Source organism: Streptomyces sp. H27-C3, from assembly GCF_030063415.1.
Taxonomy (GTDB): domain Bacteria; phylum Actinomycetota; class Actinomycetes; order Streptomycetales; family Streptomycetaceae; genus Streptomyces.
Window position 1 is genome coordinate 73459 of sequence record NZ_JASITA010000020.1, and the last position, 25612, is coordinate 99070.

The window sequence follows — 25612 nt, forward strand, 5'->3', positions numbered from 1 at the left end:
ACCTCCTGGACAGTCGTTACACTTCCAGTTACGTCAGGTGTGCGCCATTCGGGGCGCCGACTCACCGAGCCTCCCACGCCCCCGAACGCGTTGAGGGCCCCGACCGGATGCACTGGGATGCACTGGTCGGGGCCCTCAACGCTGTCTCGCCTCGGCTGAGACTTTCTCCCGGTTACGCCGGTGCCGGCGCGCCGAGCAGGGCCGACGCCGCCTCGAGCGGGGCCGGCTCAACGGCGGGGGCAACCTCGGCGGCCGCGCGGCAGGTGAAGCCGAGGCGCGTCAGCGCCCTGGTCACCTCACTGGCAGTGAAGTCGCGGCGGTCCTGCCGGGTGATGACTTCGCCTACTTGCTTGACGGGGTAGTGCCGACGGCCGATGATCACGGACTCACCCTCGATGGGTTCGGGCTTGATGCCCTTCATCGACTCCTGCACGCCGGCCTTGACCAGATCGAAGGGGAAACGGGCGATGACGCAGCGCATAATGCCTCAGCAGGGTTGAGGGGACAGGCAAAAGGGTATCGGCCGATGGGGGACCGACACTTACGTTAGTCCTACACGGCCGCTCCCAGAAGGGTCTACGGCTAGCAGGTTCCGGGCACCGCGCGGGAATGCGAGTCCGTACGACGTGTCCGAGCGGGACGACAGCGTCCCCGTGACCACGCTGTCCGACTCACCAGCACGGGCCGTACGGCCGCCACGATGCAGGTAGTTCTTGTGGCCACCGGTCCGGTCGCGCCACGGCTGGGGCTTGCCGCCGTGCAGCGGGGCGACTCGTGCACCGCTGCTCAGCGGGCACATCTCAGGTCCACGACGGCGTTGTTCGTGTGAGCTGTGCGGTTCACGCGGAACCCTCCTCGATACGACACGTCCCCAGGAAGTACCGGCGCGACTGGACAGCACGGGGATCCGTAGGAACGAGCCGAGGTGAAGATCAAATCGCAGCCGGGCCGACGGGGCCGTCCGGGGCCAGATGCGTCGAGAAACGATCGACACGCCCGAGCAGGGGCCGGAAATGCCGGATCACAGGGCTCGGGCGGACTTGCGTCCGGAGCCATGGGCGGAGCGCCCGCCGTACGGTGGAGCGACCAGCGCACAGTCAACTGGCGTCGCTCGCGCAACGTACACGACGCGATAGGCGGACAGGCGCTGGAGAAAGCAACGAGCTGGGGCCCGCACCCCAAGGTGCGGGCCCCAGCTCCGTCGTACGCTTGAGCGTCAGGCGGGAACGATGTTCTCCGCCTGCGGGCCCTTCTGGCCCTGCGTGACGTCGAAGTTCACCTTCTGGCCCTCCTGCAGCTCGCGGAAGCCCTGGGCTGCGATGTTCGAGTAGTGGGCGAAGACGTCAGCGCCGCCACCCTCCTGCTCGATGAAGCCGAAACCCTTTTCCGCGTTGAACCACTTCACGGTGCCAGTAGCCATGTCATATCTCCTTCGGGGCAATGCCCAGGGCTCGCACTGTGCGAGCCTCGAGTCGCCGCAATGATCGCCCCGACCGGAAACCAACTCCGGCACACAAAAATGCACCTACCGGCATTGGGGGCCGGTAAATGCACTTGAAGTCTTTGGGAACCACAACTGCAACTGAGATCAACACTAGCACGGGGAATGGGTCAAGTGTGGAAAGTGACGCCACTCCTTCCGACAGCACATAACCTTCACCGCGCATTTCGCTAATTTCTGTGCCTGCCGCAATAGGTATTCACTTGCGTGGACCGCAGCGTCTGACCGCGCAGCGAGTTCCCGCAGTCACGACGCGGGGCGCGCGGGCCGCGCGGACACGGCGCACACCGGCCCCAGTGCGCCGGGCGCGCCACCGTTGCCGCGCGTCCTCGCGCTCGTACGCCGCCACCTGCGAGCCGGCACCGAGGCCCGCGATACGGTGTGGACACCCACGTGCCAGGGGCCTCGCCCTCGCCGAGGGATATCTGCCCGGGCCCTCACCTGCCGACGACTGCACCTGGTGCCTGCCCGGCGGTCCCGTGGCCGGGCAGGGATACCCGGGCGCTGAGTCCCCCGCCGGGGTTGGGGGGCCGGGTCAGGTCGCCGTGGTGGACGCCCCGACGATGCCGGCGACGATGGCAAGGCAGCTGGCGGAGTTCCCCGGCGGTCACGTCGGCTACGCGAAATGGCCGGCTGAATTCGTGGGCCGCCTCGTCGACATGTTCGCCCCCAGGCCGGGAGCGCATCCCAGCGGCGATCCGGGCCGCGTCACCGCACGGAGTTGAGGATTGCGTCCATGGACAGTCTCGTGATCAATGAAAGTCTCGTTCGAACCCTTCTGCATGAGCAGCACCCGGACGTTGCCGGACTGCCCCTTCGGCAGGTGCCCGGTGGCTGGGACAACCAACTGTGGCGACTCGGGGACGACTTGGCCGTCCGTCTGCCTCGCACGCCACGCGCCCCGTCACTGCTGCGACAGGAGCAGAAGTGGCTGCCCGTTCTGGCGCCGCGCCTCCCGCTCCCCGTACCGACCCCCGTGCGCATCGGTGAACCGTCCGCGCACTTCCCGAGCCCCTGGAGCATCGCGACATGGGTTCCCGGCGAACCGGGCGACCGCGCTCCAATGAGCCGCGCCCACCATGCGGCCGACACCTTGGCGGGATTCCTCAGATCTCTCCATCACGAGGCACCCGCGGGTGCGCCGGCCAATCCGAATCGCGGTGTTCCTCTCGACAGGCTCACGCAGGAGTTTGATCGCCGCCTCCGGGCCGTCACCTCCAGCGGCGTCGCCGCGGACGTCCGAGGCATATGGGACGAGGCCGTATCGGCTCCCACCTGGGAAGGTCCACCCGTATGGCTGCACGGTGACCTGCATCCGGCCAATTTCGTCGTCTCGGCCGGGACGCTCTCAGGCGTGATCGACTTCGGTGAACTCTGCGCCGGCGATCCGGCGACGGATCTCGCGGCCGCGTGGCTGCTCCTGCCTGCAGGCGCGGCCCCACGATTCTTCGACGCGTACGAGGACGTGCGCGCAGACGTGGACACAGACGTGGACACAGATGCGGGCCATGCCGGGAGCCCAGGCCCAGCTACAGACCAGCGCATGAACCTGGACGCGGCGATCCGGCGCGCGCGGGGGTGGGCCGCCCTGCGCGCAGTTTCCCTCATCGGAATTGGGCAGGCCTGGGAGAGGGGTCTCCCCGGTGGCCAGCCCACCTGGGGACTCGCAGGCCGAACGGCCCTCGCCCGTGTGCTGGCACCCCCACACAAAATGGTGATCACCCGCCGCGCGTGAGCCCCTGACGCATCCGGGCCTCGTCACATACCGCCGCTGTGCACAGCGCTTTACGCCATTGAGGAGACGGCCAGCCAGGGGGCGACGGTCGCCGCGATCGGCTGGCCGGTCTCCAACTCGATGAAGCCGAACTGACCCCCTGATCGCACTCCAGGAACCACCACACCCCGTCGGCGTCCTCGGCGAAGTCGAAAGCTCCGCAGGCGAGACCAGGAAGGCCGGTGTACTCGTGGGCGGCCCGGCTGATGCGGTGCGGCACCGCGACAGCCTCCCAGACATGGCCGGTGTCGCCGTAGCGCCCGTCCACCTGGCCGGATGCCGCGATCTTCCGCGCGGCGAACAGGTTCCCGCCGACGAACGTCAGCCGGATGTCCGCCCGTTTTGTGATGTATTGCTGAAGGAGGGTGGGGCGGCCGCGACACCGGCGAAGTCCGTCTCTGGGCCGATGCGGGTGGTGGGCAGGATGACCGGCGGGTCTCCGGGCGGCGGGCCCGAGGCGGCCTCCACCACGACATCCCGGTACTGCGCCGCGAACGCGCGCGCCACCCGCGGGAAAGTGGTGACGAGCGTGGCGGGCACGGCGAAGCCGCTGCGGTGGGCGATACGCAACTGCCAAGGCTTGCAGCGTGCCTGCGTGGCCATGGACGGATGGTTCATCCAACGAGCCTCGGTGGAGAGCAGCATCCCGTACAGGGCCTGTCCGGTCTCACGTGTGAGCCAGGGCGACGACTCGGGAGCATGTGCGGCGGGCTCGCCCGGCCTGCGCACCCATATCGGGCGCAGGCTGTCCATGCTCAGCAGGCGGCCGTCCGTGGCGAGGAAACCATGAAGGTCCCCCTGGAGATATTCGGCCGACAGATCGGCCTCTTCGGGGAGATCCGCGGGATCGAAGCGCAACAGCGGGACATCCCGCTCATGCAACCCGGCCACCACCATGTCCGCCGCCACATCCTGACGGCAGGTCAGGATCGGCACAGTCATCGCTGTCCCGGCCGTTCAGTCGTCGAAGTGCGTCTTGGAACCGGCGGTGGACGTGGTGGTTCCGGTCGCCCGCAACACCGCCCGGTCCGTGATGGCGGAAGCCCGTCGGTGAGGACGTTCAGCTGAAGGGAGGAGTCGTATGTGTACGGAATGTCGCCCGCGGAATTCTCAGCCGGAATTGCGTACTTCAACACGAACGGTCGCATGACTCTCCTCCGCACACCGTGGGAACCTTTGCCCCACGCGCAACAGTACGTAGCAAACACGTAAAGGTCTCGACACGTTCCGTCACACGACTTCCTCCGGAGGTGAAGACCGTCACATTGCCTCCCTCCGCCGGGCCCACCTCTGGGCCGCCAGTGGTGCGAGTCCCGGACACCGAACCCCGCCAAGTCGTGGCTCCTACCGCTCTTCTCCCGCTGTACAGCACGCTCGGCGGAGATACCTGCCCGTCGCGCGCCGCCGGGGACATCTCTGTCGGCACCTGACAGATCACCGAAGAACGGGCAGGATCAACTGTCATGAGTACTGCAGAGATATCCGAGCATCCGCCGATCTACGACCGCTTGATTCAGGAGCGCGGCGACGTCCCCGCCGAGACCCGCGAGGCGGCCGAGCAGGCCAAGCACCGGATGCAGCAGGCCCTGGACTGGAGCAGCGTGCACCCTGCCATGCGGGAGAGCGGGGACGGGCGCACCTTCTCCGCTTTCGGCTGAGACGCTCGATGGAACGTTGACGCCTTCCGACGCGGTTACGGCGTCCCACACAGTCGGGAACTCGCCCGGCTCGGCCAGGCCCCCCGAGGCCCTGGTCGAGCCGGGCGAAGCTGTGTGCGGCTCGACGGCCCGCGCGGCGTCGCATCCGTAGCCCCAGTCGGCCGGACGGGACCAATCCCCCGGCGCCTTCGCACCGAATAGGGAGTAGCAAACCAATGCATAGGTGGATCAGCGAGGCCATTTCGCCTGCTCCTCCCCGGGCACTCCCTATCGCAGGAGGCCGAACATGGCTGCAAGCCATTCTCTACGGGCGCAGGTAGGACGCGGCCCGCGCGTTCATCTCGACGAACATCTCCCCGTTGATCATCACCTCAGCCGCGTCTACCGCCGGGGCGCCGGCCTGATGGGGTTGTTCTTGCTGGCCTTCGGGGTCCTTGGCCTGATCGACCGCATCGGCTTCTTCAGCACCGGAGGCGACACCGTCGCGGGACTGAACACCAACGGCGCCCTCAGCGTGCTGTCCGTCGTCATCGGAGGAGCGCTTCTCGCGGGCGCGTTCGTCGGGGGCAACACCGCGTCGGCGGTGAACATGGTGCTCGGGTCGGCCTTCATCCTCAGCGGGTTCGCCAACCTCGCCCTGCTGGAGACGGATTACAACTTCCTGGCCTTCCGCATGCAGAACGTCCTGTTCAGCTTCGTACTCGGCCTACTGCTGATGACCTTCGGCATGTACGGCAGAGTCACTGGCAGCCTCCCGCACGACAACCCGTACTGGCTGGCGCGGCACACCGGACCGGATGACGCCGTCCATAACCGGAAGGCGCTGTCCGGCCCGACCGCCCCGGAGCAGCCGGCACGGTCGGGGAGTCCGCAGAGCGTGCGGCCCGGCCAGTGACCCTCCGCGGCGAGTCGCGTCACCTGCCCGGGGAGCCAGGCAGGTGACGTACGCACGGGAGGGCCAACCGCCCGCCCTAGCCCGGCGCGGGCCGGGGCTCCGGAGGGCCCTGCCTCAGGGCGTTACGGCCGGAGCTTCGAGCGCCGCTTTGAGATTGCTCAGGGTTTTGCGGATGTTTCCGCCCTGGAAGTGGGCGAAGGTCTGTCCGCCCGTCGCGATCTTGTCGAAGGTGTTGGCCACGAAGTCGGGCCACGACCGCCGGTCGTCGGTCCAGGTCTCCGTCACCTTGACACCCTCGCCGGCCGGCTCGAACCGATACTCCCAGGTGGCGATGGGGCCCCGCAGCCGCGGCTGCTTCAGACCGATGGCGTGGACCCGGAACCGGAACAGCTCGCCTTCGTCGGCCGCGGTCACCGTGCAGCGAGTGGTCCATCGGATGGATCCCCGCTTGTTGTGGCCGTCGAAGACCATGCCGACGTGCGCCGGACGCTGTTCACCGATCAGGGTGGCGCCGAGATTCTCCGGGCTCCAGCGGCCCATGAGATTCGGGCTGGAGACATGTTCGTAGACCCTTGAGGGGCCCGCCTGGATGATGATGCTGTCGGAAACAGTGAATGTGCGAGCCATGGAACTCCGATCCTCGGCCCATGACGTTAGTCCCCGGCCCACGCGACCCAGCGCCTACCCCTGCCGCCGGCCCCGGACGCTGCTCGACGTGCCGCCGGCCCGCGAGGCGCTGTCCGTTCCCGGGGCCGGGTGACCCACATCGCGTGAGGAACTCACGAGGCGGGTCTGCCCGCCCGCCAGTCCGGCGCGAGCACCGACCAGATCTCCTCGTCGTGCCGCTTCCCGCGGTACAGATAGCTCTCCCGCAGCACGCCGTCCTTCGTCATCCCGAGCCGTCGGGCCACGGCGATGCTGGGCTCGTTCGCCGACGAGACCCACCACTCCACGCGGTGGATGCCCCGCTCCTCGACAGCCCAGTCGATGATCACGCGAGCCGCCCGGGTCACCAGCCCTCTGCCCACCGCGGCCGGCTCCAGCCAGCACCCCGCCTCCGCCGCGCCCTGCTCGACGTCCATCTTCCGGAAGAGGACCGCGCCGACCAGCCTGCCGTCCGCCCGGATGCCGTAGAGCCGCCCGGCGTCGGATGCGGCCTTCTCCGCGTACGCCTGGAGGAACGCGCGGCTCGACCCCAGGTCCGTCACGATGTCGGGGAGCGCGTTGTGCTGCCCGATGAACTCGCGGCCCCGATCCACGTGGGCGAGGAACTCCTCGGCCTGCCACGGTTCGAGCGGGCGCAGTTCGGCGCCGTCGTCGCCCAGGGATATCGCGTACAACTTCATCCTCCACGGTCGGGCCCGGCGCGCGTGGCGATCTTCTCACGCGTGTCGGCTACCGCTTTCCGTCCTCATCCTCCCGGGGAAAGCGGGCGGCCTCACTCTGAAAGAACGTCTTGGCGCGGATCGTCGCCCGCTCGTCGTCCCGCACCTGCCCCGGGCGGGAGCCGTTGCCCAACAGCACCCCGCCGAACCGCATCCGCAGATACGCCGCCGAGTGGCTGAGGGTGGTCACCAGCGCGTCGGCGACGACCTCGTCGCGGTCCGACATGACCGTCACTCCCCACAGGGTCCGGCCCGCCATGCGCTCCTTGAAGTCCAGGCCGGGCACCCCGAGCCAGCCCGACCAGTAGTCGAGGTAGCGCTTGGTCTGCGCGGACAGGGTGTACCAGTACAAGGGGGAGGCGATGACGATGTCGGTGGCCTCCAGGGTGGCCTGCCGCAACGCTTCCTCGTTCTCCCCGACGGGCCAGGTGTCGGTCTCGTGGCGGCCGTCCTGGAAGTCGGGCAACGGCACTTGGCTCAGGTCCACCCAGCGCTGTGGGACATCGGCGGGCAGCTGCTGGGCGGCGGCGCGTGCAAGGGCCTCGGTGTTGCCTTCGGGGCGGGAGCTGCCGAGGACGAAGAGGAAGGAGCGGCCGGTCGCCGCCCCACCATTGTGTTCAACACCCTTGGTGGTCATGCTTCACTCCTGCGGTAAGAAATTGCGCGGGACGGGTTGAAGTGGACAAAACCCCGCATGTGACCGGACCCGGGGACACCCTGACCGGTCACGGAATGCCTGTCCACGGGGTGACGTTAAGGCTTCACATCAGTGGCAAGGTCAAGCTCGGACGGGGTGGGGTCGCATGCTGATCGGAGAGTTGTCCCGGCGTACCGGAGTCAGCGCGCGGTTGTTGCGCTACTACGAGGCTCAGGGACTGCTGGAGGCCAGGCGTGGCACGAACGGCTATCGCGACTACGACGAGGACGCGGTACTCGCCGTACGGCAGGTTCGTGCCCTGCTGCATGCGGGCCTGTCGACCGAGGTGATCCGTTCGGTGCTGCCGTGCGCCCGGGGCGAGCAGCCGGAGTTCGACTGGTGCGCGGAGCTGCGGGACGTCCTGGACAGGGAGTTGGCCGTCACGGACGAGCACATCGACACCCTCCGGCGCAACCGCAGCGCTCTCGCCGGCTACCTGGCGCAGCCCTGAGCCACCGGATCCCGAACGGCCCCCGGTCTCATCCGGCGTCCAGCAGGGCCCGCTCCTGCGCGTCCAGCGTGAGTTCCGCGGCGGCCGCCGCGTCGCGGATCGTCGACGGCCGGCTCGAACCCGGAATGGGGATGGAGACGGGCGACCCGGCCAGGTGCCAGGCGAGAGCGATCCGCTGCGGCCCGACCCCGCGGCGTTCGGCGATCGCGTCGAACGCCTTGCCCAGGCTGCCGGTGTTTCCGATGCCGCCGAGCGGGCTCCAGGGCAGGAACGCCAGCCGCAGCTCCTCGCAGAGCCGCAGCACCTCCTCCGACGCCCGCTCCTTGGGCGAGTACTCGTTCTGTACGGAAACGAGACGGTCGCCCAGGATCTCGTACGCCTCTCTCACCTGCGGCGCGTCCGCGTTGGAGATCCCGGCGCGCTGGATCTTCCCCGCGGCCAGGAGGTCCCGCAACGCGCCGACCGATTCGGCCCACGGGACGGCGGGATCGGGCTTGTGCAGCTGGTAGAGACCGATCGCCTCGACACCGAGGCGGCTCAGCGACGCTTCACAGGCCCGCTGCAGGTGTGCGGGGTCGCCGTTGACGGTCCAGGAGCCGTCGGCGGGATGGCCCCGGCCGCCCTTTGTGGCGACCAGCACGCCCTCGCGGCGGCCTGCGAGCGCGCGGGCGACCAGGAATTCGTTGTGTCCGGGCTCGGCGCCGGGGTGGTGGTAGGAATCGGCGGTGTCCAGCAGGGTCACGCCGACGTCGAGGGCCGCGTGCACGGTGGCGATGGCACGTGCTTCGTCGGGGCGGCCCTCGACGGAGAGCGGCATCATGCCGAGGCCGATGCCGCTGACCTTGATGTCGCCCAGGGTGCGTTCACGCATGACGGGATTCCTCCACTGCGGCAGGCAGCCATTCGGTGACCCGGGAAAAAGCGAAACCCAGGGATTCCGCCCGGCCATTGCTCATCGGGTAGTAGCGGTCGAAGGAGAACGGTGAGGCGTTTTCGGTATCGGTGACGACATAGGTGGCCGCGCCTCCGGTACCGAGGGCCACTGTCTCGCTCAACTCGATCACTGTAAGAGGAGTGTGCGAGGCCGCGTTGACGGGCCCGGTGAAATCGGCTCGGGCCGCCCAGTCGATGAATTCCACGATCTCGTCGTGGGAGATGAACGTGGTCGGGTGTATCTCGCGGTGCACCGCGATCGGTTCGCCCGCGCGGACGCGCCCGATGTAGTGGGCGAGCCTGCCGGTGAAGTCGTCGGCGCCGCCGAGGACATGAGCACTGCGTACCGACACGTACGGGAAGGCCGGATCCTGGGTGAAGACCGCTTCGGACTGGCGCTTGCCCTCCGCGTACCGGTCGTCGTACGACTAGTCCAGGTCCACGGGCCAGCCGGCCGGGTCGACGGCATCCTCGGTGAGTGGCTCACCGGGCCGGGTATGCCGGATCGCTCGCGAGGTGGCCGGGTCGTACACCTCCATGGTGGAGGTCATCACATAGCGCCCGGTGCGGCCGGCGAACACCCGCTTGGCGATGGCCGCTTGTTGCGGCGTATAACAGATTTGGTCGATGATGGCGTCGAATTCACGGTCGCCGAGGACCGTGTTCAGTGCGACCTCGTCATTGCGGTCGGCAATGAGATGAGTGGCGCCGTCCGGTACGGCGTGGGAGCCCCGGTTGATCACCGTGACCCTCACGCCGGATTCAAGCAGTCGCACGACCAGCTGCTTACCAAAATACCGGCTCCCGCCGATGACGCAGATTTCGCGCATTTCCCCAACCTCTGTGATTCCGGTTCCACTTCTGTGGCCGTGCGCACCAGTGTTACGGTTCTGGCCGGAGCAATGAAGGGGAGATCATGGGAGCTTCGGCCGCCGCACCGAAAGAACCTCGGCATCTGCGCGGGATCGCCCACGATTCCTCAGCCGGTCTCGACGCGGTGGACATCCAGCTACTCGAACTCCTCCAGGAGGAGGGCCGGATCACACTCAGTGAGCTGGGCCGACGGGTGAGTCTCAGCCCGGCCGCGGTCGGTGAGCGGATCAAGCGTCTGGAGAGCAGCGGCACGATCACCGGCTACCACGCACGAGTCAGCCCGGAGCGGCTCGGCTATGGCATCCAGGCGTTCATCCGGGTGGCGCCGCATGCGGGGTACTCACTGCGCCACCCGCGTACGAAGGAACTCGTGGACCGCCCCGAAATCCTTGAGGCGCACCACATCGTCGGCGAGGACTGCTGGATGCTGAAGGTGGGGGTGAGCAGTACGGCGCATCTGGAGGAGCTCTTGGACGCGGTCTCCGCGCTGGGCTCCACAACGACCTCGATCGTGCTGACGTCACCCGTGGGACGCAAGGTCATGCGGCCACTCGCTTACGACCTCACCCACGATTGGCAGCGGCGTCGCGGCGTCTGGGACCTCCGCCTTGGATTCGAAGGCCCCAGACGTCGCTCCTTCTCCCACTGTCAATCGCGGGTGAGGTCGTTGGACGGAGCGCTGTGCTGTGCTGTGGGATACCGGTTCGACGGACCCGTCGACCATGCCGCGCCAGGTGCCGTCTTCTCGATCGGCTGAGAACCGACCTCCGCACCGCACACCCTCGGATGCTCGCCCTTGAGTGAGTGCGGGAGCAGCCGCGTGGCCGGTTTGCGGCAAACGCGACCATGGCTCATGCGCGGCGGCGTCGGTCGACACCATCGCGCATGGCTCTGATCATGACCGTGCACCCCGCTCCCGCCGATCTGCGAACGCGGTCAGCGCAGGCTCCGTCCGCGCCTCCCCCGCAGAATGACCACTGCTGCAAGACAGGTCGCGCCGACGACACCGCTCAGCAGGGCGTACGGGATCCCTGAGCCCGTCTTCTCCGCCAGTACGGCTGCCTGCGTCACGGGCTCCGGCCCGGGCTGTGGAGCCTTGCGTACCGGAACCGGGCGTGTCAGAGGAGCCGGAGGCGCGAGGGATCCCACGGGCTCGACTCGTCCGGCGGCGGCGAAGCCCCAGTCGAGGAGTGAGCGGGCGTTCTCGTACACCTCGTACCCCCCGCCCCGCTGAGGATTCATCACCGTCACCAGCAGAGTGCGCCCGCCGCGGCGGGCAGCGGCGATCAAGGTGTTGCCCGCGCCGGAGGTGTAGCCGTTCTTGACGCCGATCAGTCCGGGGTAGCGTCCAACCCCGCCCGCTCCGGTCAGCAGCCGGTTGGTGCTTTGGATCCCGTACGTCCAGGTGGGTCGTCCGTCGCTGTGGGTCCCGCCGGGAAACGGCGCGTCGACGGTGGCCGCGTACTGGGCGAACTGGGGGTTCGCGAGCCCGGCCCGGCCGAATACCGCCAGATCGTAGGCGGAGGAGACCTGGCCCGGGGCGTCGTAGCCGTCCGGGGACATCACCTGGGTGTCGAGCGCGCCCAGGGCTCGGGCCTTGGACTGCATCTGACGGGCCGTGGCCTCCCAGCCGCCGTTCATTTCGGCCAGTACGTGTACGGCGTCGTTGCCGGAACTCAGGAAGACGCCCCGCCACAGATCTGCCATGCGGTAGGTGTTGCCGGGGGCGATGCCCACCAGGCTGCTGCCCTCCCCCACTCCGGTGAGTTCGGCTTCGGTGACCTTGTGCAGGGTTCTGCCGGCCAGCCGGGGCAGCGTGGTGACAGCGAAGAGAGTCTTGAGCGTGCTGGCCGGAGGCAGTCGGCGGTGGGCCTGGTGGGCGGCGAGAACCTCACCCGTGCGGGCGTCGGCCACCAGCCACGACAGGGCGGACACGTCTTGCGGGAGCAGCGGGGCCCCGCGGTGTGTCCGCACATGGGTTCCCGGACGGTGGAGTGGTGACAGGTCGGCGGACAGGGGCTGCGGCGGCAGCGGATCGGCCTGCGGGGCGGCAGCGGCCGTTGGCGCGAGGGCGCCCAGCGCACCGATGGCGAGGGCAGCCGCGCCGGAAACCACCCTGCGAACAGAAACTCTGATGATCATTCAGTCAGCGTAGGAACGGACACGGTTCGGCGCAGTTCCGTCTGCTCCGACCGGCCGTATCGGCCGCGTCCAGGTCGACGGCCGATTCCGCGTGACGGGCCGGTTCCATCAGCGGTTTGCCCCGGCACCTGCCCCCTACGGCCGGCTCCCTCCGCGCTTCGTGCGGGGCAGACCGGCCGTATCGCCACCTCCTGGGCCTGGTGTCAGAACTTGCTCGTACCCACGGCGAAGTTGGAGAAGTACGCGTGTTCCTCGTGGTCGGGGCCCCAGCTGGTGTCGTGGCCGCCGAAGAAGGTGGAGAAGAAGACACCGTTGAAGGGAATGCCACCGATGCCCGGCGCCGCGTTCTGCGACAGGACCTGCTGGTTGTCGTACCAGACCGTGATCTTGCCCGTGGAGCGGTTCACCGACTGCTGGATGGTGTGGGTCTTGTTGTCGGGCGAGAAGTTCCAGGCGCCGAGGCCTATGTCCTTGCCGTAGCCGTCACCGGCAGGAGTATAGACATAGACCTCGCCCTTGCTGCCGTTGCGGAACATGACATAGGTTCCTGGCCGGTTACCGGCCTGTTCCTCGACCGTTCCGCGCCGGTCCCCAGCCGGTCCCTCGCCGCTTCGTCCGCCGACGACCTGGTCGCCGTCCGGTACGTCCTCGACCGACACCGCATCACGCGGCTGCCCCAGCCCCTGCGCCACCGCCCGGGCGAGGCCGCCGAGGTCCTGGCCGTCCGGGATAGGCACCTGCTCCCCGTCGCCGTAACTCTCGATCGCCCTGCTGAAGTAACTCGGGTGCCAGGCGCCGGTGGCCCCCCTGACCTCGATCGCGGTCACCGGGCGATGGCCCACCAGAGTCTTCAGCGCTGCCAGAATCTCGTCGGAACGCAGCTCACCCGGTACCTGGAACAGGCTCGCGTGAGCGCCGACGAAGCCGCCGTCCCGGAACCGGACGGTCACCGTGAGGCAGCTGGTGACGCTCGGATACGTGATCACTCCCCCGGACGCGACCTCCTTGACCTGCCCTTCCGTCACGGCCACCTCGGCAGGCGCCGTCGGACTGCTCGCCAAGCGCAGCCCTCTGACGTGGGGTTCCTGGGCCTGCGCCGGGGCACTGAGGCCGAGTTGCAGAGCAAGCAGTGCCGCCGACAGCACCAGGGCGCCCATGTGGGTGGCCCCGCGCCCTGGTGCCAGGACAGTTCGGGGAACGGCGAGGGGGACGGTTCGGGGAACGTGGTGAAGCGGCTGGTGCACGGGCATCGAATCTCCTGAAGCGAAAACCGGCCCGCCGGCCGGCCGTGGCGGGCGTGGCCGGCGTACGGCGAGGCGTACACGGAAGCAGCTGCGCGGCCGACCGGCCGACCACTTTACGTACTCGGGCCGGGCCACCTTCCCAGTACGCCTCGCCGACGCCACGCCCCCTCCCATGGCCCGGTGAGGCCCTCGCGGGGGTGACAAGGGTTTTCCCCGTATCGGGTTCATCCCGCCGTTCCCTACTGTCTGCCGCACCGGCGCATTCCGAATCCCCGATTCTGGCTCCTGACACCCGAAATGTCAGGTCCATGCAAGGGGCGGGTGTGCCGGGGACGGCCTTGACCAGGGTCGTAGCGCCGGCGGCGGCGCGTGGGCTCACCCAGCCCAGCAACCGCGTACATGTGGCCCCACACCACTCGCGGTTGTCGCGCCGCCGCCTTCGCTCCGCATGTACGTCATGAAAGGGAACACCTTGAACGGTTCCAGGCGGAGACTTATATCCGCCGTGGCCGCCAGCGCCACGATCGCCGGGCTCGTTGCCACGTCCTCCGTGGCGTCCGCCGCCGCGGGCCCCTCCCCTCAGCCAGTTCCGGCTGCGCAGGCGATGTCCTCACCGCCGGTCGCACCCGTCGAGAAGGTCATCGTCACCTACAAGTCCACGGCCGCCGAGGCCGGTTCCAACACCGCGGCCAAGAGCGACGCGGATGCCAAGGGCAGGGCGACCGGCGAGGACCTGTCGTTCGAGCGCCGCCTCGCCGGCGGCGCCGCCCTGGTCGACCTGGGTGGCGATGCCTCCAAGAAGGACCTGGGCGAGGTCATCGACGCCTTCCGTGCCGACACCTCGGTCGCCTCCGCGGAGCCCGACATCCGCGCCTACCCGCTGGCCGTCGCCCCCAACGACACCGACTACGCCAAGCAGTGGGACCTGTTCGAGACCACCGGCGGCATGAATGTCCCCGGCGCCTGGGACAAGACCACCGGCAGTGGCGTCACCGTCGCCGTCATCGACACCGGGTACGCCACCCACACGGACCTGGCCGACAAGGTCGTCGCCGGGTACGATTTCATCTCCGCGTCGGCGGACGCCCGTGACGGCAACGGCCGTGACAACAACGCCAAGGACGAGGGCGACTGGAACGCCACCGACGGCGAGTGCGGCCCGACCTCCAAGGCGAGCAACTCCTCCTGGCACGGCACGCATGTCGCGGGCACCATCGGCGCCACGGCCAACAACACCAAGGGCATCGCCGGTATCGCGTACAACGCGAAGATCCAGCCCGTGCGCGTCCTCGGCAAGTGCGGCGGCTCCTCCTCGGACATCGCCGAGGCCATCACCTGGGCCTCCGGCGGCAGTGTCCCCGGTGTCACCGCGAACGCGACCCCGGCCAAGGTCATCAACCTGAGCCTCGGCGGCCCCAGCTCCACCTGCCCCAGCGTCTACCAGAACGCCATCAACGGCGCCGTCTCGCGCGGGACCACCGTGGTCGTGGCAGCGGGCAACAACAACACCAACGCCTCCGGCTTCACGCCCGCCAACTGCAACAACATCATCAACGTGGCATCGACCAGCCGTGAGGGCAACCGCTCCTTCTACTCGAACTACGGCACCATCGTCGATGTCGCGGCGCCCGGCGGCGAGACCCGTCGCGCCACGGACACGCCCGGTACCGTCACCACCCCGGAGAACGGCATCCTCTCGACGCTGAACTCCGGCACCACCACGCAGTCCGGTGAGAACTACAAGCCCTACCAGGGCACTTCCATGGCCGCCCCGCACATCGCCGGGCTCGCCGCTCTGCTGAAGTCCGCCAAGAGCACCCTCACTCCGGCCGACATCGAGTCCGCGATCAAGAGTAACGCCCGGCCTGTGCCCGGCACCTGCACCGGTGGCTGCGGCTCGGGTATCGCCGACACGACGAAAACCGTGAACGCCGTCACCGGCACGACGACACCCGGCGGCGCCACCTTCACCAACGCGGCCGATGTGACGATCGGTGACAACACGACGGTCGCTTCGTCCGTCGCCGTGACCGGCCGCACCGGCAACGCACCCGCCGCCCTCAAGGTCGACGTGGACATCAAGCACACCTACCGCGGTGACCTGGTCGTCGACCTGGTCGCTCCGGACGGCACCGTCCGCAGCCTGAAGGCCTCGTCGTCCTCGGACAGTGCCGACAATGTACTGGCGACCTACACGGTCGACGCGTCCAGCGAGGTCGCCAACGGCACCTGGAAGCTCCAGGTGCGCGATGTGGCCTCAGGTGACACCGGCTACATCGACAGCTGGAATCTCACCTTCTGAGACGCCCATTGAATCGTATTACTGCTGTTCAGGGGCGTCGTCCGCGGATATTTCGCGGGCGCGCCCCGCACCAGGTCCGTCCGTATGCCGGACGGTCGGCCTGGACGGCGGCTGCCGACTTCGTATTCTCTGCTCGCACGGGCAGAGGGCTCGCGCACACCGGAAGGTGGTGGTGGGTTCGTGACGTCGGCGGTGTACAGACCCGCGCCCGTCGGGCGCACTGAGCTCCTCGCGCGGCTCGACCGCGTCCTGCACACCCGGGGCCGGGCCCTGCTGACCGGCCCCGCCGGGGTCGGCAAAACCGAGCTGGCCCTGGCATCCGCGGCGCACGCCGAAGCTCTCGGCGAGTCGGTGATCTGGCTCGCCACACTCCCCGCCGACCGGGACATCCCAGGTGCGGCGGCCGCCGCCCTCGTCGCATCCGTCTCCGCCTGCGTGTCCTGGCCCTCACCGGGCACGGCCCACAGCCGCCCCGGCGGACCTGGCGAATCCGGCGGACCCGCAACGTACGACATTCTCGACGGGCTGCCCGGCCCGCAGCGCACCGCGGTCGCCATGCTGTGCCGTGAGGCACCCGTCCCTGCCGAGGGCTGGGACCCCATCGCCCTGCGGCTCGCCCTCGCCCGGATCCTGCGGACCCTCGCCGCACGCGACCCGGTACTCCTGGTGGTCGACAGCGTGCAGCACATCGACGAAACCAGCGCCGACCTGATGCGTTTTGCCCTGCATCTGGCGCCGCCCGCGCTGCGGGTGATCGCCGTGGAGACTCCGGCGGCGTACGGATCCGACTCTCCGCACGGTGTTGCGCCACGCTCCGGTCCGACGACCGGCCCGGAGCCCCTGTGGGTGCCCTCCGAGGCCGACGTACTGTTCGTACCGCCCCTGCAGGCCGACGAGATCGCCGAACTGCTCATCCACCACCGGCTCCCCTCCCGGATGGCCGGGCGTATCCACAAGGCCAGCGGCGGCAATCCGCGCCTTGCCCTGGCCGTCGGCAGGTCCCTCGCCGACGCGCGCACTCCGGTGCATCACGCCGAGACGCTGTCCCTGTCCGGACGCGCCCGTGACCTCGCCCGCCAGTTGCTCGGCGCCGCCTCGCCCGACGTGCGCGCCACACTGTTGCTGGCCGCACTGGCGCTGCGCCCGACGACCGCGCTGATACGCCGCGCGGGCCGCCCCTCCGCCGAGGCCGACCTGGCCGCCGCCGAACGCGCGCACCTGGTCTCCCTCGACGAGGACGGGAAGGTCGCTTTCACCGCGGGAGTGCTGCCGTCCACGCTCGTGCACGACGCCTGCTGGACCAAGCGCAGCGCGGGTCACGCGGCGCTCGCCCAGGTCGTGGACGATCCTGTCGAAGCGGTACGCCACCGGGCACTGGCCACCGACATCCCCGACGAGGCCCTGGCCACCGAGGTCACCGCGTCCGCCGACACCGCGCGGCGCCGCGGCAACAGCGCCCTGGCCGCCGAACTCGCCCTGCTCGCCGCCGAGTCCACCCCCGTACAGCACGGCGCCAAACGCATAGCCCGGCTGGTCGAGGCCGCCGAGGAAGCGGCCCGCGCCGCTCGCGCGGACCTGACCATGCGCGCGGCCACCGACCTACTGGCCAGGGACGCGTCCCCGGCCGACCGCGTCCGCGCGCGGCTCGCGGTGCTGGACACGGCGGGCCAGGGGCTGTGCAACCTCGACGAGATCTACGTACACGCCATGGAGGACTCCGAAGGCGATACATTGCTGCGCGCGGCCGTATCGCTGCGCCTCGCGGTGAAGTACGTCCTGGCCGACGGCGACCCGGTACGCGCCCGGGCCGCCGCCGTGGAATCCGCCACGCTCGCCGACTCGATGGGCGACCGCAGGACCGCCGCGAGGGCATTGACCCTGCAAGCACGCATGGACCGGGTCCTCGGCTCGCCGGACGCGGAGCGGGTACTGGCCGAGGCGCGGACCCTGGAGGTGTCCGAGCGCCCGCTGGGCATCCACAACGACGCGCAGATCCTGACGATCCGTCACGCCATGTTCGACGGCCGGCTCACCGATGCCCGTGGCCAGCTCAACGCGCTGCTGCCACTGGTCGAGCGCCGGGGTCCGGTGGAGGACGCCATCGAGCTGCTGAGTACGCTCGCGGAAATAGAGTCCCGCCGGGGGCAGTGCGCCGCGGCGCTCGCGCACGCCGGCCGGTCACTCGCGCTGACGCTGGAGGCCGGTCTCTCCCCCGGTCCCGCCTGGTACGCCCTGGCGCTCGCGGAAACCGCAGGCGGCAGCTTCCGGCGTGCCGCGAGCTACGCCCGGCGCAGTGTGCGCGCCTCCGAGGAGGAGGGCGACCACGTTTTCCTCTCCCGTGGCCTGTACGCCCTCGGCCGGGTCCAGCTGATCAACGGGGACGTGGCATCGGCCCTGGAGAGCCTGCGCCGGGTCCAGGCCGACGAGCACGCCCAGTCGACCGTCGACCCGTCCGCGCTGCGGTGGCACGAGGAACTGGCGGAGGCCCTGCTGGCGAACGACACCCCTAAGGAGGCCGTGGCCCTGCTCGACGGCGTGCGGCCGGTCGCCGAACGCCTGGGCCGCGCCACGGTTCTTCTCGGCTGCGACCGGGCGTACGCCCTGTGCCTGGCCTCGGCAGGTAGGCCGGACGAGGCAGCGGTTCTGCTGGCGCGCACGGCGGAGAGTTTCGCCCTGGCCGGTCTGCCGCTGGAGGGCGGCCGGGCACTGGTCGCGCTCGCCCGCGTGGAGCGCCGCCGACGCAGACGGTCGGCCGCGCAGGGCGCGTTGCAGGCCGCGGCCGCGGTCTTCGAGCGAGCGGGCGCACTTCCGTGGCTGGGACTCACCACGGAGACCTCTTCGCGTACGACCGAACCCGCCCCGGCCCGCGGTGACATCCTGCCTTCACTCACAGACGCGGAACTGCGCCTCGCGCTGCTGGTCGGGCAGGGCGCCAGCAATCAGGAAGCGGCGTCGAAACTGTACTTGAGCGTCAAGACGGTCGAGGCCCGGCTGACCCGCATCTACCAGAAACTGGACGTCCGCTCACGCGCCCAGCTGGCGACGGCCCTGACGGCCTGGCCGAACCACCGGGCGACACCGGCCGCCACGGAAAACCCGGCGACGGGCTGATCCCCGCTCACACCACAGGTCGGGCAGCGTCCCGGCATCCGGCACGACAGCTGAGGACGACGCGAACGATGTGGCCCGCGCCTACGTCGAGGTGGTCACGGGAGGAGTGCAGGGACAGACCGTGTGCCCTGGGGCGTCGTAGCGAGAAGACCGACGTGCCCAGTGAGAGTGGTGTCATGACACTCCCTCGGATCGCTCCGATGCTCGCGACACCGGGCGCCCTGCCCACCGCCCAGGAGGGGTGGGCGTTCGAAGTCAAACAGGACGGCCAGCGGGCCCTGCTGCATCTGCCGGGCGACGGCTCGGTGCAGTTGCGTGCCCGGTCGGGCGCGGACATCACGGCCGTCTACCCCGAACTCCATTCCCTCGGAGCCGTCCTCGGCGAAGGAGTTTCCGCGGTTCTGGACGGGGAGATCGTCGCCCTGGACCAAGGGGGGCGCAGCGACTTCGAGCTGCTGCAGTCCCGGATGGGGTTGTCCGGACCACCGGCGAAAGCCGCCCGGCTGGCACGCGAGGTCCCGGCCCACCTGATCCTGTTCGACGCCCTGTATCTGCGCGGCGACACTCTCATGCACCTGCCGTACGCCGAGCGCCGCCGGCACTTGGAGAGCCTCGTGCTCTCAGGGACGCACTGGTCGACGCCGGCCGCGCTCGTCGGACACGGTACGCAGGCACTCGAAGCCAGCCGGGAACACGGTCTGGAGGGCCTGATCTGCAAACGGCTCGACTCCGTCTACGTCCCCGGGGTGCGCTCCCGAGACTGGATCAAGGTGCGCAACAAGGTGACGGTGGACGCGATTGTCGGCGGCTGGGTCCCCGGTCGGGGCAGGCTCGCCGGACTCTTCGGAGCCCTGCTTCTGGGCCGGCGCGAGGAAGGCGCGCTGCGGTACATCGGGAGCGTGGGAACGGGGTGGAGTGAGCGTGAACGCGCTGTCCTCGCCGACCTGTTGCGGGTGGCTGCCGTCGACTACTGCCCCTTCAGTACCGTGCCGCCGATCGCGGGCGCGCACTGGGTCCTGCCACGGCTGGTGGGTGAAGTCGGCTACGCCACCCGCACCAGGGCCGGGTTTCTGCGCCACCCCTCGTGGCACCGGCTCCGCCCCGACCTGGCCGCGGAAGACACCGACTGACCTGGAGGGCCGGGCCTACCCACCGGGGAACGGCCGGTAGGTACGTACCTGCATGCCCGTGCCGCCGGTCACGGTGGCGACCAGGTTTTCATCGGGGACTGTTTCCGACGCGGGCGGGCAGCCGGTGCGGCGGCAACCCGTGCGTGGTGCATCCCACATCGAGGCGCCGCGCAGACGGACGCGAGGTTCGACGGGCAGGGTGATCCGGTCGGTCCTGTCGGCCTCCGTACGGGACGACGGTGCGGAACCCCACGGCCGCGACCACTGCCCCGTGCCACCCGGCCTGGGCAAGAAGCACCAAGAGTTGGCGTTGCTCGGCCAGCCGGAGGAGCAATAAGTGTCAGGCCTCGGCTACGCGTTCGCGTCGCTCGTTGCCACACTCGCCTGTGCCGTTGCCGAACCATCCTGAAGAGCGGTGTAGTACACGAACTTGCCCTGCTTGGTCCGCGTGCTCTGGTTCTTGGCAACCGATGCCTCAAGAGCGTTGCGTACGAGGGTGACGTTCACCGCGCGCTCCGGCTGTGCCTGGGCCAGTTCGGCGGACACTTCGGCTGCCGAACGCGGCTCGTTGTGCTGCCCCAGCAGGGCAACGACAACCTCGCGCAAGGACGGCGACGCGCTACGGGCCGACGTCGCGGTGTTCGCCTTCACCGACTTCTTGGTGTTCTTGGGGCTCTTCGCGGCGTCAGCAGTCACACTGCCCTGGGCACGCCGTGCCTTGGGTACCGCTGCGGTCTTGGTCGGCTTCACCGCCGGGGCAGCAGCGCCGCCCAGGGCCGACTGCATGCCTTCCAGTAGCTCACAGTCCAGCTTGAGCACCTCGAGCTGGCCCTGCAGCGCGGCAACCTCAGCGGCGATGCGCTCCTGCTCGCCCACGTTGCGCTTCAGATCTGCGGCCACCTGCTGGGCGTACTGGGTTTGCAGGGTTTGCGTCTTGTTGGACATGGTGGCTCCTTTGCCTCGGATGTCTGTTGGTGGCGGATGCTACCCATAAACCCGCTGTTCACAGAATGCTGGGGCAAGAACCTGTAGATGAGCTCCATCGAGGAGTTGCCTCGTGGGCCTCACGGCGGCTGATACCCGATGCCGTCCGCACGGCCCGCTCCCGACCGCGGTCGACCCACTGTGCGCCAGGGATGACCATCAACGTCCTGGCTGGTCAGCGGCTGTTCGCCCCTCGGGCCAGTGTGTCACGCCGCCGATGGTGACCGGGACCCGTACGTCGTCCGGCTCGGGCGACGAGGGTGCGTGTGTGGCGTCCCGGCACTACTTTCGGGCTAACGCCCGAACAACAGAGAGATATTGCCGCACCCATGAACCCGGTGCCTGCCCACACCACCGACCAGGCACCGGCCGACCCCGCCGCCACCGACGACATGCCGACCTCTCAGCCCATCGGCTATTGGGCCGGGCTGGTCCACACGGCAGTTACCGGGCGGCTGCGTGACGCGATGGCCAGGATCGACGCAACCCAACCGCAGTACTGGGTACTCAACCGCGTGCACGGTGGACCCGCGGCACCGAGCCGCGAGGAAGTCGGTCACCAGCCGACCCCACTCGCGGACGGACCTCACGAGATCACTCGGGTCATCGACGAACTGCTGCACCGCGGCTGGCTCCGGACCGACACAGGACAGCGCCTGCACCTCACCGACACCGGCGAGGCCGCGAGGGTGCGACTGCGCGAGCTGGCCACCGGGCTGCGTGCCGAGATCCACCAGGGCATCAGCGACAAGGAGTACGTCGCCGCACTGAAGGTATTGCGCACCATGCTCACCAACATCGTTGACGACCCGGGCGTCTTGGCTCGCCCTCGACGCGCTCAACCAGTCGGCTACCGAGCCGGTCGAGCTTCGCCTGCGGGAGGTTGACCCCGGCCGCTGCCCTTGGCAGTCGGCCGCTTCGGTGACGCGCGGCGGCGCCGCGCGTCACCGGCGGCGTCACCAGTCCCGAGCGGCGATCAGCTTTTCCACGTCCGCCTCCGCGAACCCGTACGTCGATGCCACGAACCAGAAGTCCTCGGCTATCTCTTCCCGAGCAACGGTCTCGATCCCGCTGCCAGCCGCTTCGAACTCCGCCTCCAGGGCGTTGAATTCCTCCGTCGCCACGTTCGTGAGCACATAGAGGGCCGTCAGGTCCGCCGGCTGCTCGGCCTCGATGCGCTCGCAGAGCCGCAGCAGAATCGCCTTGCCCTTGTCGAGCACATGGTCCGGAAAGTACCCGTCCGCGTAAAGAGCTCGCAGAAACGCGCGCTCCGCCACCTGCTGGCTTGTGACCGACACCGCGACTCCCTGTTCCCGTCGATGAACTGATGCTGCGATCCTGCCTCACGGCACTGACAACGCCCCGCTCACGCCGGTTGGACGTCTTCGAGTTCCAGGTGCGGTCGAAGTACGGCTGGAGGGGTCCGTAGAAGCGCGTCTCGATGCCCAGCTGCCGCAGCGCCGCCAGTAAGAGACGGTCGCACCCGTCGACGATCTCGCGCAGGTAGATGTCGGGCAGCCGCGCCCAGTACTCCAGGCCACAGACCGGGTATTTCACGCGCCGCAGGCAACCGGGCCGGTGTGCCTTGCGCCACTAGAATCCGCATCATGCGGTTGCTCGAGCGGGAGCACGTTCTCGGCGTACTGCGCGGCTGCCCACCGGGCCGGGACGGACGGCCCGTCGGCCGCCGCGCTGCACGCCCGCACCGGCGGGAATCCCTTCTTCGTCACCGAAGTCCTCGCGGATCCCGACCGCGCGGTGCCACGGACCGTACGCGATGCGGTCCTGGCCAGAGCCGCCCGTCTCGGCGCGCCCGAGCAGGACGCGCTGAAGGCGGTGGCTGTCTTCCCCGGACTCGCCCACCTACCGCTGATCCGGGCCGCGCCCGCGGCGGTCGACGCCCGTGTCCGCGCCGGGCCGCTGATCAGGGACGGCACGCGGATACGCTTCCGCCACGAGTTGGCCAGGCTGGCCGTCGCGGAAGCCACGGCACCGGGCCGCAGAATCACCCTGCACCAACATGCACTGGCCGACCTCATGCGCCAGGGCGCCGATCCGGCCCACCTCGCCCACCACGCGTACGCGGCAGACGACGGCGCGGCAGTCCTCCTGCACGCACCCCACGCCGCGCGGCGGGCGTCGGCGCTGGGCGCCCACCGGCAGGCCGTCGACCACTACGCGCAGGTGCTGCGGTTCGCCGACCCGCTGCCGGTCCGGGACCGCGCGGAGCTCCTCGAAAGCTACGCCGAGGAGTGCGCGCACGTAGGGCGTGGCAGGGAGGCGGTCACCGCTTCCCCGCAGGCACTTGAGGTCTGGCGTGCGCTGGGGGATCAGCAACGCGAGGCGGCGCTGCTGGCCCGGCGTTCCCACTACCTGTGGATCACCGGTGCGAACTCCGCGGCGCACGCGTGCGTACGGGCCGGGCCCGACCTCGCCGAGTGGCTGGCCCCCGGTCCCTGGCTCGCCGCCGCCTACACCTGGTCGGCGTATCTCCTCATGCTCGCCAATGAGTCTCCCGACGCGATCGAGGCGGGCAGCCGCGCGGTCGGCCTCGCCGAGCGGTTCGGCGACCGGGCCCTGCTGACCAGAGCCCTGAACGCGGTCGGCACAGCGCAGTTCTTCTGCCGGCCCGAGTTGACCGGCGGAACCGGCGTGGCGTCGGCCACCGTGGCCGGGGCCGCGCCGGCCGACGACCGAGGTACCCGGGTGGCTCCGGCGTGCCGACTCGTCTCGGATCTCTACCGGGACGGGAACACCATCTACGCCAATGCTGAGACCACCTGCCGGGTCCCGATCGGCCTGAGCCTGTTCCGCGACCATGCGCTCGTCACCCGGCAGAGCGGGGGCGCAGCGATCAACCTCGCGCAACCCTGCACACCCGTCAGTTTCGACGTGCTCTGGACGACAGGTGCCGGCGATCGCCTGACGACCCCGGTGTTGCTGATCAGTCGTCACCCACGCTTCCCGCAAAGGGGATTCGGAGCCTGAGCGACCACTTTCGACGCCTCGGGCGGTTCCTGGCCGATGCGGGTCGGGAACCGCACGACCGGCTCTGCGCGCGCCAGTCAGTCGGATCACTCAGGGGTGGCGTCCTGCGGGTACCAGCGCAGCTCCACGGTGTTGCCTTCGGAGTCCTGTACGTAGATCGATTCCGCCTCGCCACGAGCGCCGAACCGCTTCACAGGTCCCTCCAGCACGGTGAAGGTGCCCGCGTCGATGATCTGCTGCCAGTCCAGTGGTTCGACCACCAGGCAGATGTGGTCCACATTCGATTCACCCCGGGGGCGGTTCAACAGGTCGATGATGGTGGTCGGACTGACCCGTACCGAGGGGAAGGGCACCTCGCCGGCCCGCCATTCGGCCACCCGGACCGGCTCCAGGCCAAGGGGGCCGCAGTAGAAATCCAGCGCCCGATCGACGTCCCGCACATTGAGCACCAGATGATCGAATTCCTTGACACGCATGAGGCCCTTTCGTTTCGCGGATCCGTCCGCTCCGGACGGCTCGGTTCGACGTCTCATTCCGAGGCGGCCCACTCTCTCGCAACGCGACGATGACATGATGTGAATCATGCGCCTCGATGTGACCCTGCAACCGCTCGACGAACCCCTGCTGGGGCGTCTGTTGGACACCGCGACAGCCGATGCCGACGCCGAGGACGTGATGCCCGAGGTTGCCGGGCCCGCGGGATGGACCCCGGCACGACGGGCGGCATTCTCACGATTCCACCGGTCGAGGACGCTGACAGCGGAGCCCGAGGAGCGCACCTACGTCATCGTCGTGGATGAAAAGGTGGTGGGAGCGGCACGCCTGTGCCCGCTCCGGGACAGGCCGGGTACGGCCGAGGCCGGAGTGTGGATCGGGCGCTCCCACCGCGGCGGCGGAGTCGGAGGGGCGGTCCTGGAACAGCTCCTCGACCTCGCGGGCACGGCCGGATTCGCGTCGGTGTTCATCAGTACGACCGCGGGCAACACCGCCGTCCACCGCATCCTGGCCGCACGGGGCGTCCCGCTCGCCCATGACGGGGACGGGGTCACCGCATGGGTGAACCTCGACGGGGCCCGCCGCCCGCCGCGCAGGGTCGCTCTGTAAACCGCGCACCCCTGGAGCGGAAGAGCCGGAGGGGAACTCCGACCGCGGTGCGCCCGACGTCGTAACGACGCCCCCACGGGGGCAACCGCCGCAGAACACACCCGGCAGGCCGTACGGCAGCGTTTCGCTCGGCCACCATGGCCGTCACTCGCGTCGTGACGGCTAACGACCTCCCCCACGATTGGCAGCGGCGTCGCGGCGCCTGGGACCTCCGCCTCCGGCGTTGTCGTCAGTCGCGGGGGTCGTAAGCCGGCAGGCCCAGCAGACCGTGCCGCCCCGCCGAGACCGGTGAATGATCACCTCATGGGATCCAGCAGCGGCCATCAGCAGACCGAGGACGGTACGAGCGAACGGCGCGCCGGGGCCCGTTGCCCGGGGGGCGATTCGACCATGGTCACTATCTAGCCTGACCCGGTGTGGTGTGTGGTGGGGGTGGGAGC

General features: G+C 69.3%; 24 protein-coding genes and 4 pseudogenes. 12 read left to right on the forward strand and 16 right to left on the reverse strand.

Annotated elements, in window-relative coordinates; all coding sequences use genetic code 11:
• Window positions 1-172 precede the first annotated feature (172 nt).
• The 3 genes and pseudogenes from QMK30_RS21000 to QMK30_RS21005 form a co-directional block, all read right to left on the reverse strand.
• The gene (locus QMK30_RS21000; RefSeq protein ID WP_283519818.1) at window positions 173-481 is read right to left on the reverse strand and encodes an SCO5918 family protein; all 309 of its coding nucleotides are present in this window, start codon (window positions 479-481) and stop codon (window positions 173-175) included.
• A 153-nt stretch (window positions 482-634) separates the two neighbouring features.
• Window positions 635-790: pseudogene (locus QMK30_RS38840) on the reverse strand (DEAD/DEAH box helicase); the annotation flags it as partial.
• A gap of 426 nt (window positions 791-1216) precedes the next feature.
• A complete protein-coding gene (locus QMK30_RS21005) occupies window positions 1217-1420 on the reverse strand; it encodes a cold-shock protein (RefSeq protein WP_006604711.1) in 204 nt (67 codons plus the stop codon).
• A 656-nt stretch (window positions 1421-2076) separates the two neighbouring features.
• On the opposite strand from QMK30_RS21005, the gene QMK30_RS21010 reads away from it, so the two are divergent.
• Complete coding sequence (locus QMK30_RS21010) at window positions 2077-2226, forward strand: hypothetical protein (protein ID WP_283519819.1); 150 nt, start codon at window positions 2077-2079, stop codon at window positions 2224-2226.
• A gap of 11 nt (window positions 2227-2237) precedes the next feature.
• On the forward strand, window positions 2238-3236 hold the full coding sequence (locus QMK30_RS21015; RefSeq protein ID WP_283519820.1) for an aminoglycoside phosphotransferase family protein: 999 nt from the start codon (window positions 2238-2240) through the stop codon (window positions 3234-3236).
• A gap of 50 nt (window positions 3237-3286) precedes the next feature.
• On the opposite strand, the pseudogene QMK30_RS21020 reads toward QMK30_RS21015, so the two are convergent.
• Window positions 3287-4217 (reverse strand): annotated as a pseudogene (locus QMK30_RS21020) (MvdC/MvdD family ATP grasp protein).
• Window positions 4218-4232: 15 nt separating this feature from the next.
• Window positions 4233-4423 (reverse strand): annotated as a pseudogene (gene tgmA, locus QMK30_RS21025) (putative ATP-grasp-modified RiPP).
• Window positions 4424-4738: 315 nt separating this feature from the next.
• Here tgmA and QMK30_RS21030 point away from each other — a divergent pair.
• Both QMK30_RS21030 and QMK30_RS21035 read left to right on the forward strand, forming a co-directional pair.
• Complete coding sequence (locus QMK30_RS21030) at window positions 4739-4933, forward strand: hypothetical protein (protein WP_283519821.1); 195 nt, start codon at window positions 4739-4741, stop codon at window positions 4931-4933.
• Window positions 4934-5219: 286 nt separating this feature from the next.
• Entirely contained in the window at window positions 5220-5828 is a 609-nt protein-coding gene (locus QMK30_RS21035; RefSeq protein WP_283519822.1) for a DUF4383 domain-containing protein, read from the forward strand.
• Window positions 5829-5942: 114 nt separating this feature from the next.
• Here QMK30_RS21035 and QMK30_RS21040 read toward each other — a convergent pair whose 3' ends face one another.
• The 3 genes from QMK30_RS21040 to QMK30_RS21050 all read right to left on the reverse strand — a co-directional run bounded on the left by QMK30_RS21040 (window position 5943) and on the right by QMK30_RS21050 (window position 7850).
• Entirely contained in the window at window positions 5943-6455 is a 513-nt protein-coding gene (locus QMK30_RS21040) for an SRPBCC family protein (RefSeq protein WP_283519823.1), read from the reverse strand.
• A 152-nt stretch (window positions 6456-6607) separates the two neighbouring features.
• Window positions 6608-7168, reverse strand: coding sequence for a GNAT family N-acetyltransferase (locus QMK30_RS21045; RefSeq protein WP_283519824.1), 561 nt, complete (start codon window positions 7166-7168; stop codon window positions 6608-6610).
• 55 nt (window positions 7169-7223) lie between these two features.
• Window positions 7224-7850 (reverse strand): flavodoxin family protein, encoded by a 627-nt coding sequence (locus tag QMK30_RS21050; RefSeq protein WP_283519825.1) that lies wholly within the window; start codon window positions 7848-7850, stop codon window positions 7224-7226.
• Window positions 7851-8016: 166 nt separating this feature from the next.
• Between QMK30_RS21050 and QMK30_RS21055 the strand changes: the two genes are divergently transcribed.
• Complete coding sequence (locus QMK30_RS21055; RefSeq protein ID WP_283519826.1) at window positions 8017-8361, forward strand: MerR family transcriptional regulator; 345 nt, start codon at window positions 8017-8019, stop codon at window positions 8359-8361.
• 28 nt (window positions 8362-8389) lie between these two features.
• Here the strand turns inward: QMK30_RS21055 and QMK30_RS21060 are convergent, their stop codons facing one another.
• The 3 genes from QMK30_RS21060 to QMK30_RS38510 form a co-directional block, all read right to left on the reverse strand.
• Entirely contained in the window at window positions 8390-9232 is an 843-nt protein-coding gene (locus QMK30_RS21060; RefSeq protein WP_283519827.1) for an aldo/keto reductase, read from the reverse strand.
• Complete coding sequence (locus tag QMK30_RS38505) at window positions 9225-9647, reverse strand: Rossmann-fold NAD(P)-binding domain-containing protein (protein WP_349362098.1); 423 nt, start codon at window positions 9645-9647, stop codon at window positions 9225-9227. Before QMK30_RS38505 ends, QMK30_RS21060 begins: the two co-directional genes overlap by 8 nt.
• A 75-nt stretch (window positions 9648-9722) precedes the next feature.
• A complete protein-coding gene (locus QMK30_RS38510; protein WP_349362099.1) occupies window positions 9723-10124 on the reverse strand; it encodes an NAD-dependent epimerase/dehydratase family protein in 402 nt (133 codons plus the stop codon).
• Window positions 10125-10210: 86 nt separating this feature from the next.
• On the opposite strand from QMK30_RS38510, the pseudogene QMK30_RS21070 reads away from it, so the two are divergent.
• Window positions 10211-10717: pseudogene (locus tag QMK30_RS21070) on the forward strand (Lrp/AsnC family transcriptional regulator); the annotation flags it as partial.
• Window positions 10718-11103: 386 nt separating this feature from the next.
• Here the strand turns inward: QMK30_RS21070 and QMK30_RS21075 are convergent.
• Both QMK30_RS21075 and QMK30_RS21080 read right to left on the reverse strand, forming a co-directional pair.
• Window positions 11104-12309 (reverse strand): D-alanyl-D-alanine carboxypeptidase family protein, encoded by a 1206-nt coding sequence (locus QMK30_RS21075; protein ID WP_283519828.1) that lies wholly within the window; start codon window positions 12307-12309, stop codon window positions 11104-11106.
• Window positions 12310-12512: 203 nt separating this feature from the next.
• Window positions 12513-13466 carry a polysaccharide lyase gene (locus QMK30_RS21080; protein ID WP_283519829.1) on the reverse strand — a complete coding sequence of 318 codons (954 nt, stop codon included), beginning with the start codon at window positions 13464-13466 and terminating at the stop codon, window positions 12513-12515.
• 592 nt (window positions 13467-14058) lie between these two features.
• On the opposite strand from QMK30_RS21080, the gene QMK30_RS21085 reads away from it, so the two are divergent.
• From QMK30_RS21085 to ligD, 3 genes are all read left to right on the forward strand, one after another.
• Window positions 14059-15855 (forward strand): S8 family serine peptidase, encoded by a 1797-nt coding sequence (locus tag QMK30_RS21085; protein WP_283519830.1) that lies wholly within the window; start codon window positions 14059-14061, stop codon window positions 15853-15855.
• Between the two features lie 180 nt (window positions 15856-16035).
• Complete coding sequence (locus QMK30_RS21090; protein WP_283519831.1) at window positions 16036-18966, forward strand: helix-turn-helix transcriptional regulator; 2931 nt, start codon at window positions 16036-16038, stop codon at window positions 18964-18966.
• Window positions 18967-19142: 176 nt separating this feature from the next.
• Window positions 19143-20096, forward strand: coding sequence for a non-homologous end-joining DNA ligase (ligD, locus tag QMK30_RS21095; protein ID WP_283519832.1), 954 nt, complete (start codon window positions 19143-19145; stop codon window positions 20094-20096).
• Between the two features lie 351 nt (window positions 20097-20447).
• Here ligD and QMK30_RS21100 read toward each other — a convergent pair whose 3' ends face one another.
• Window positions 20448-21041 carry a hypothetical protein gene (locus tag QMK30_RS21100; RefSeq protein ID WP_283519833.1) on the reverse strand — a complete coding sequence of 198 codons (594 nt, stop codon included), beginning with the start codon at window positions 21039-21041 and terminating at the stop codon, window positions 20448-20450.
• A gap of 368 nt (window positions 21042-21409) precedes the next feature.
• On the opposite strand from QMK30_RS21100, the gene QMK30_RS21105 reads away from it, so the two are divergent.
• Window positions 21410-21967 (forward strand): MarR family winged helix-turn-helix transcriptional regulator, encoded by a 558-nt coding sequence (locus tag QMK30_RS21105; RefSeq protein WP_283519834.1) that lies wholly within the window; start codon window positions 21410-21412, stop codon window positions 21965-21967.
• A 69-nt stretch (window positions 21968-22036) separates the two neighbouring features.
• On the opposite strand, the gene QMK30_RS21110 is transcribed toward QMK30_RS21105, so the two are convergent.
• Complete coding sequence (locus QMK30_RS21110; protein WP_283519835.1) at window positions 22037-22378, reverse strand: DUF5713 family protein; 342 nt, start codon at window positions 22376-22378, stop codon at window positions 22037-22039.
• Window positions 22379-22838: 460 nt separating this feature from the next.
• Here QMK30_RS21110 and QMK30_RS21115 point away from each other — a divergent pair, with 460 nt between their 5' ends.
• A complete protein-coding gene (locus QMK30_RS21115; protein WP_283519836.1) occupies window positions 22839-24068 on the forward strand; it encodes an ATP-binding protein in 1230 nt (409 codons plus the stop codon).
• An 86-nt stretch (window positions 24069-24154) separates the two neighbouring features.
• Here QMK30_RS21115 and QMK30_RS21120 read toward each other — a convergent pair whose 3' ends face one another.
• Window positions 24155-24544 (reverse strand): VOC family protein, encoded by a 390-nt coding sequence (locus QMK30_RS21120; RefSeq protein WP_283519837.1) that lies wholly within the window; start codon window positions 24542-24544, stop codon window positions 24155-24157.
• A gap of 106 nt (window positions 24545-24650) precedes the next feature.
• On the opposite strand from QMK30_RS21120, the gene QMK30_RS21125 reads away from it, so the two are divergent.
• The gene (locus tag QMK30_RS21125; RefSeq protein WP_283519838.1) at window positions 24651-25172 is read left to right on the forward strand and encodes a GNAT family N-acetyltransferase; all 522 of its coding nucleotides are present in this window, start codon (window positions 24651-24653) and stop codon (window positions 25170-25172) included.
• The last annotated feature ends 440 nt before the right edge of the window (window positions 25173-25612 follow it).

Bases quoted from the DNA above. Each gene is read 5' to 3' on its own strand.
- QMK30_RS21005 (WP_006604711.1), bottom strand. From the start codon at position 1,420: ATGGCTACTGGCACCGTGAAGTGGTTCAACGCGGAAAAGGGTTTCGGC.
- QMK30_RS21035 (WP_283519822.1), top strand. From the start codon at position 5,220: ATGGCTGCAAGCCATTCTCTACGGGCGCAGGTAGGACGCGGCCCGCGC.
- QMK30_RS21105 (WP_283519834.1), top strand. From the start codon at position 21,410: ATGAACCCGGTGCCTGCCCACACCACCGACCAGGCACCGGCCGACCCC.
- ligD (WP_283519832.1), top strand. From the start codon at position 19,143: ATGACACTCCCTCGGATCGCTCCGATGCTCGCGACACCGGGCGCCCTG.
- QMK30_RS21040 (WP_283519823.1), bottom strand. From the start codon at position 6,455: ATGGCTCGCACATTCACTGTTTCCGACAGCATCATCATCCAGGCGGGC.
- QMK30_RS21055 (WP_283519826.1), top strand. From the start codon at position 8,017: ATGCTGATCGGAGAGTTGTCCCGGCGTACCGGAGTCAGCGCGCGGTTG.
- QMK30_RS21120 (WP_283519837.1), bottom strand. From the start codon at position 24,544: ATGCGTGTCAAGGAATTCGATCATCTGGTGCTCAATGTGCGGGACGTC.
- QMK30_RS21015 (WP_283519820.1), top strand. From the start codon at position 2,238: ATGGACAGTCTCGTGATCAATGAAAGTCTCGTTCGAACCCTTCTGCAT.
- QMK30_RS21060 (WP_283519827.1), bottom strand. From the start codon at position 9,232: ATGCGTGAACGCACCCTGGGCGACATCAAGGTCAGCGGCATCGGCCTC.
- QMK30_RS21125 (WP_283519838.1), top strand. From the start codon at position 24,651: ATGCGCCTCGATGTGACCCTGCAACCGCTCGACGAACCCCTGCTGGGG.
- QMK30_RS21050 (WP_283519825.1), bottom strand. From the start codon at position 7,850: ATGACCACCAAGGGTGTTGAACACAATGGTGGGGCGGCGACCGGCCGC.
- QMK30_RS21100 (WP_283519833.1), bottom strand. From the start codon at position 21,041: ATGTCCAACAAGACGCAAACCCTGCAAACCCAGTACGCCCAGCAGGTG.
- QMK30_RS38510 (WP_349362099.1), bottom strand. From the start codon at position 10,124: ATGCGCGAAATCTGCGTCATCGGCGGGAGCCGGTATTTTGGTAAGCAG.
- QMK30_RS21000 (WP_283519818.1), bottom strand. From the start codon at position 481: ATGCGCTGCGTCATCGCCCGTTTCCCCTTCGATCTGGTCAAGGCCGGC.
- QMK30_RS21080 (WP_283519829.1), bottom strand. From the start codon at position 13,466: ATGGGCGCCCTGGTGCTGTCGGCGGCACTGCTTGCTCTGCAACTCGGC.
- QMK30_RS21075 (WP_283519828.1), bottom strand. From the start codon at position 12,309: ATGATCATCAGAGTTTCTGTTCGCAGGGTGGTTTCCGGCGCGGCTGCC.
- QMK30_RS21010 (WP_283519819.1), top strand. From the start codon at position 2,077: ATGGCAAGGCAGCTGGCGGAGTTCCCCGGCGGTCACGTCGGCTACGCG.
- QMK30_RS21030 (WP_283519821.1), top strand. From the start codon at position 4,739: ATGAGTACTGCAGAGATATCCGAGCATCCGCCGATCTACGACCGCTTG.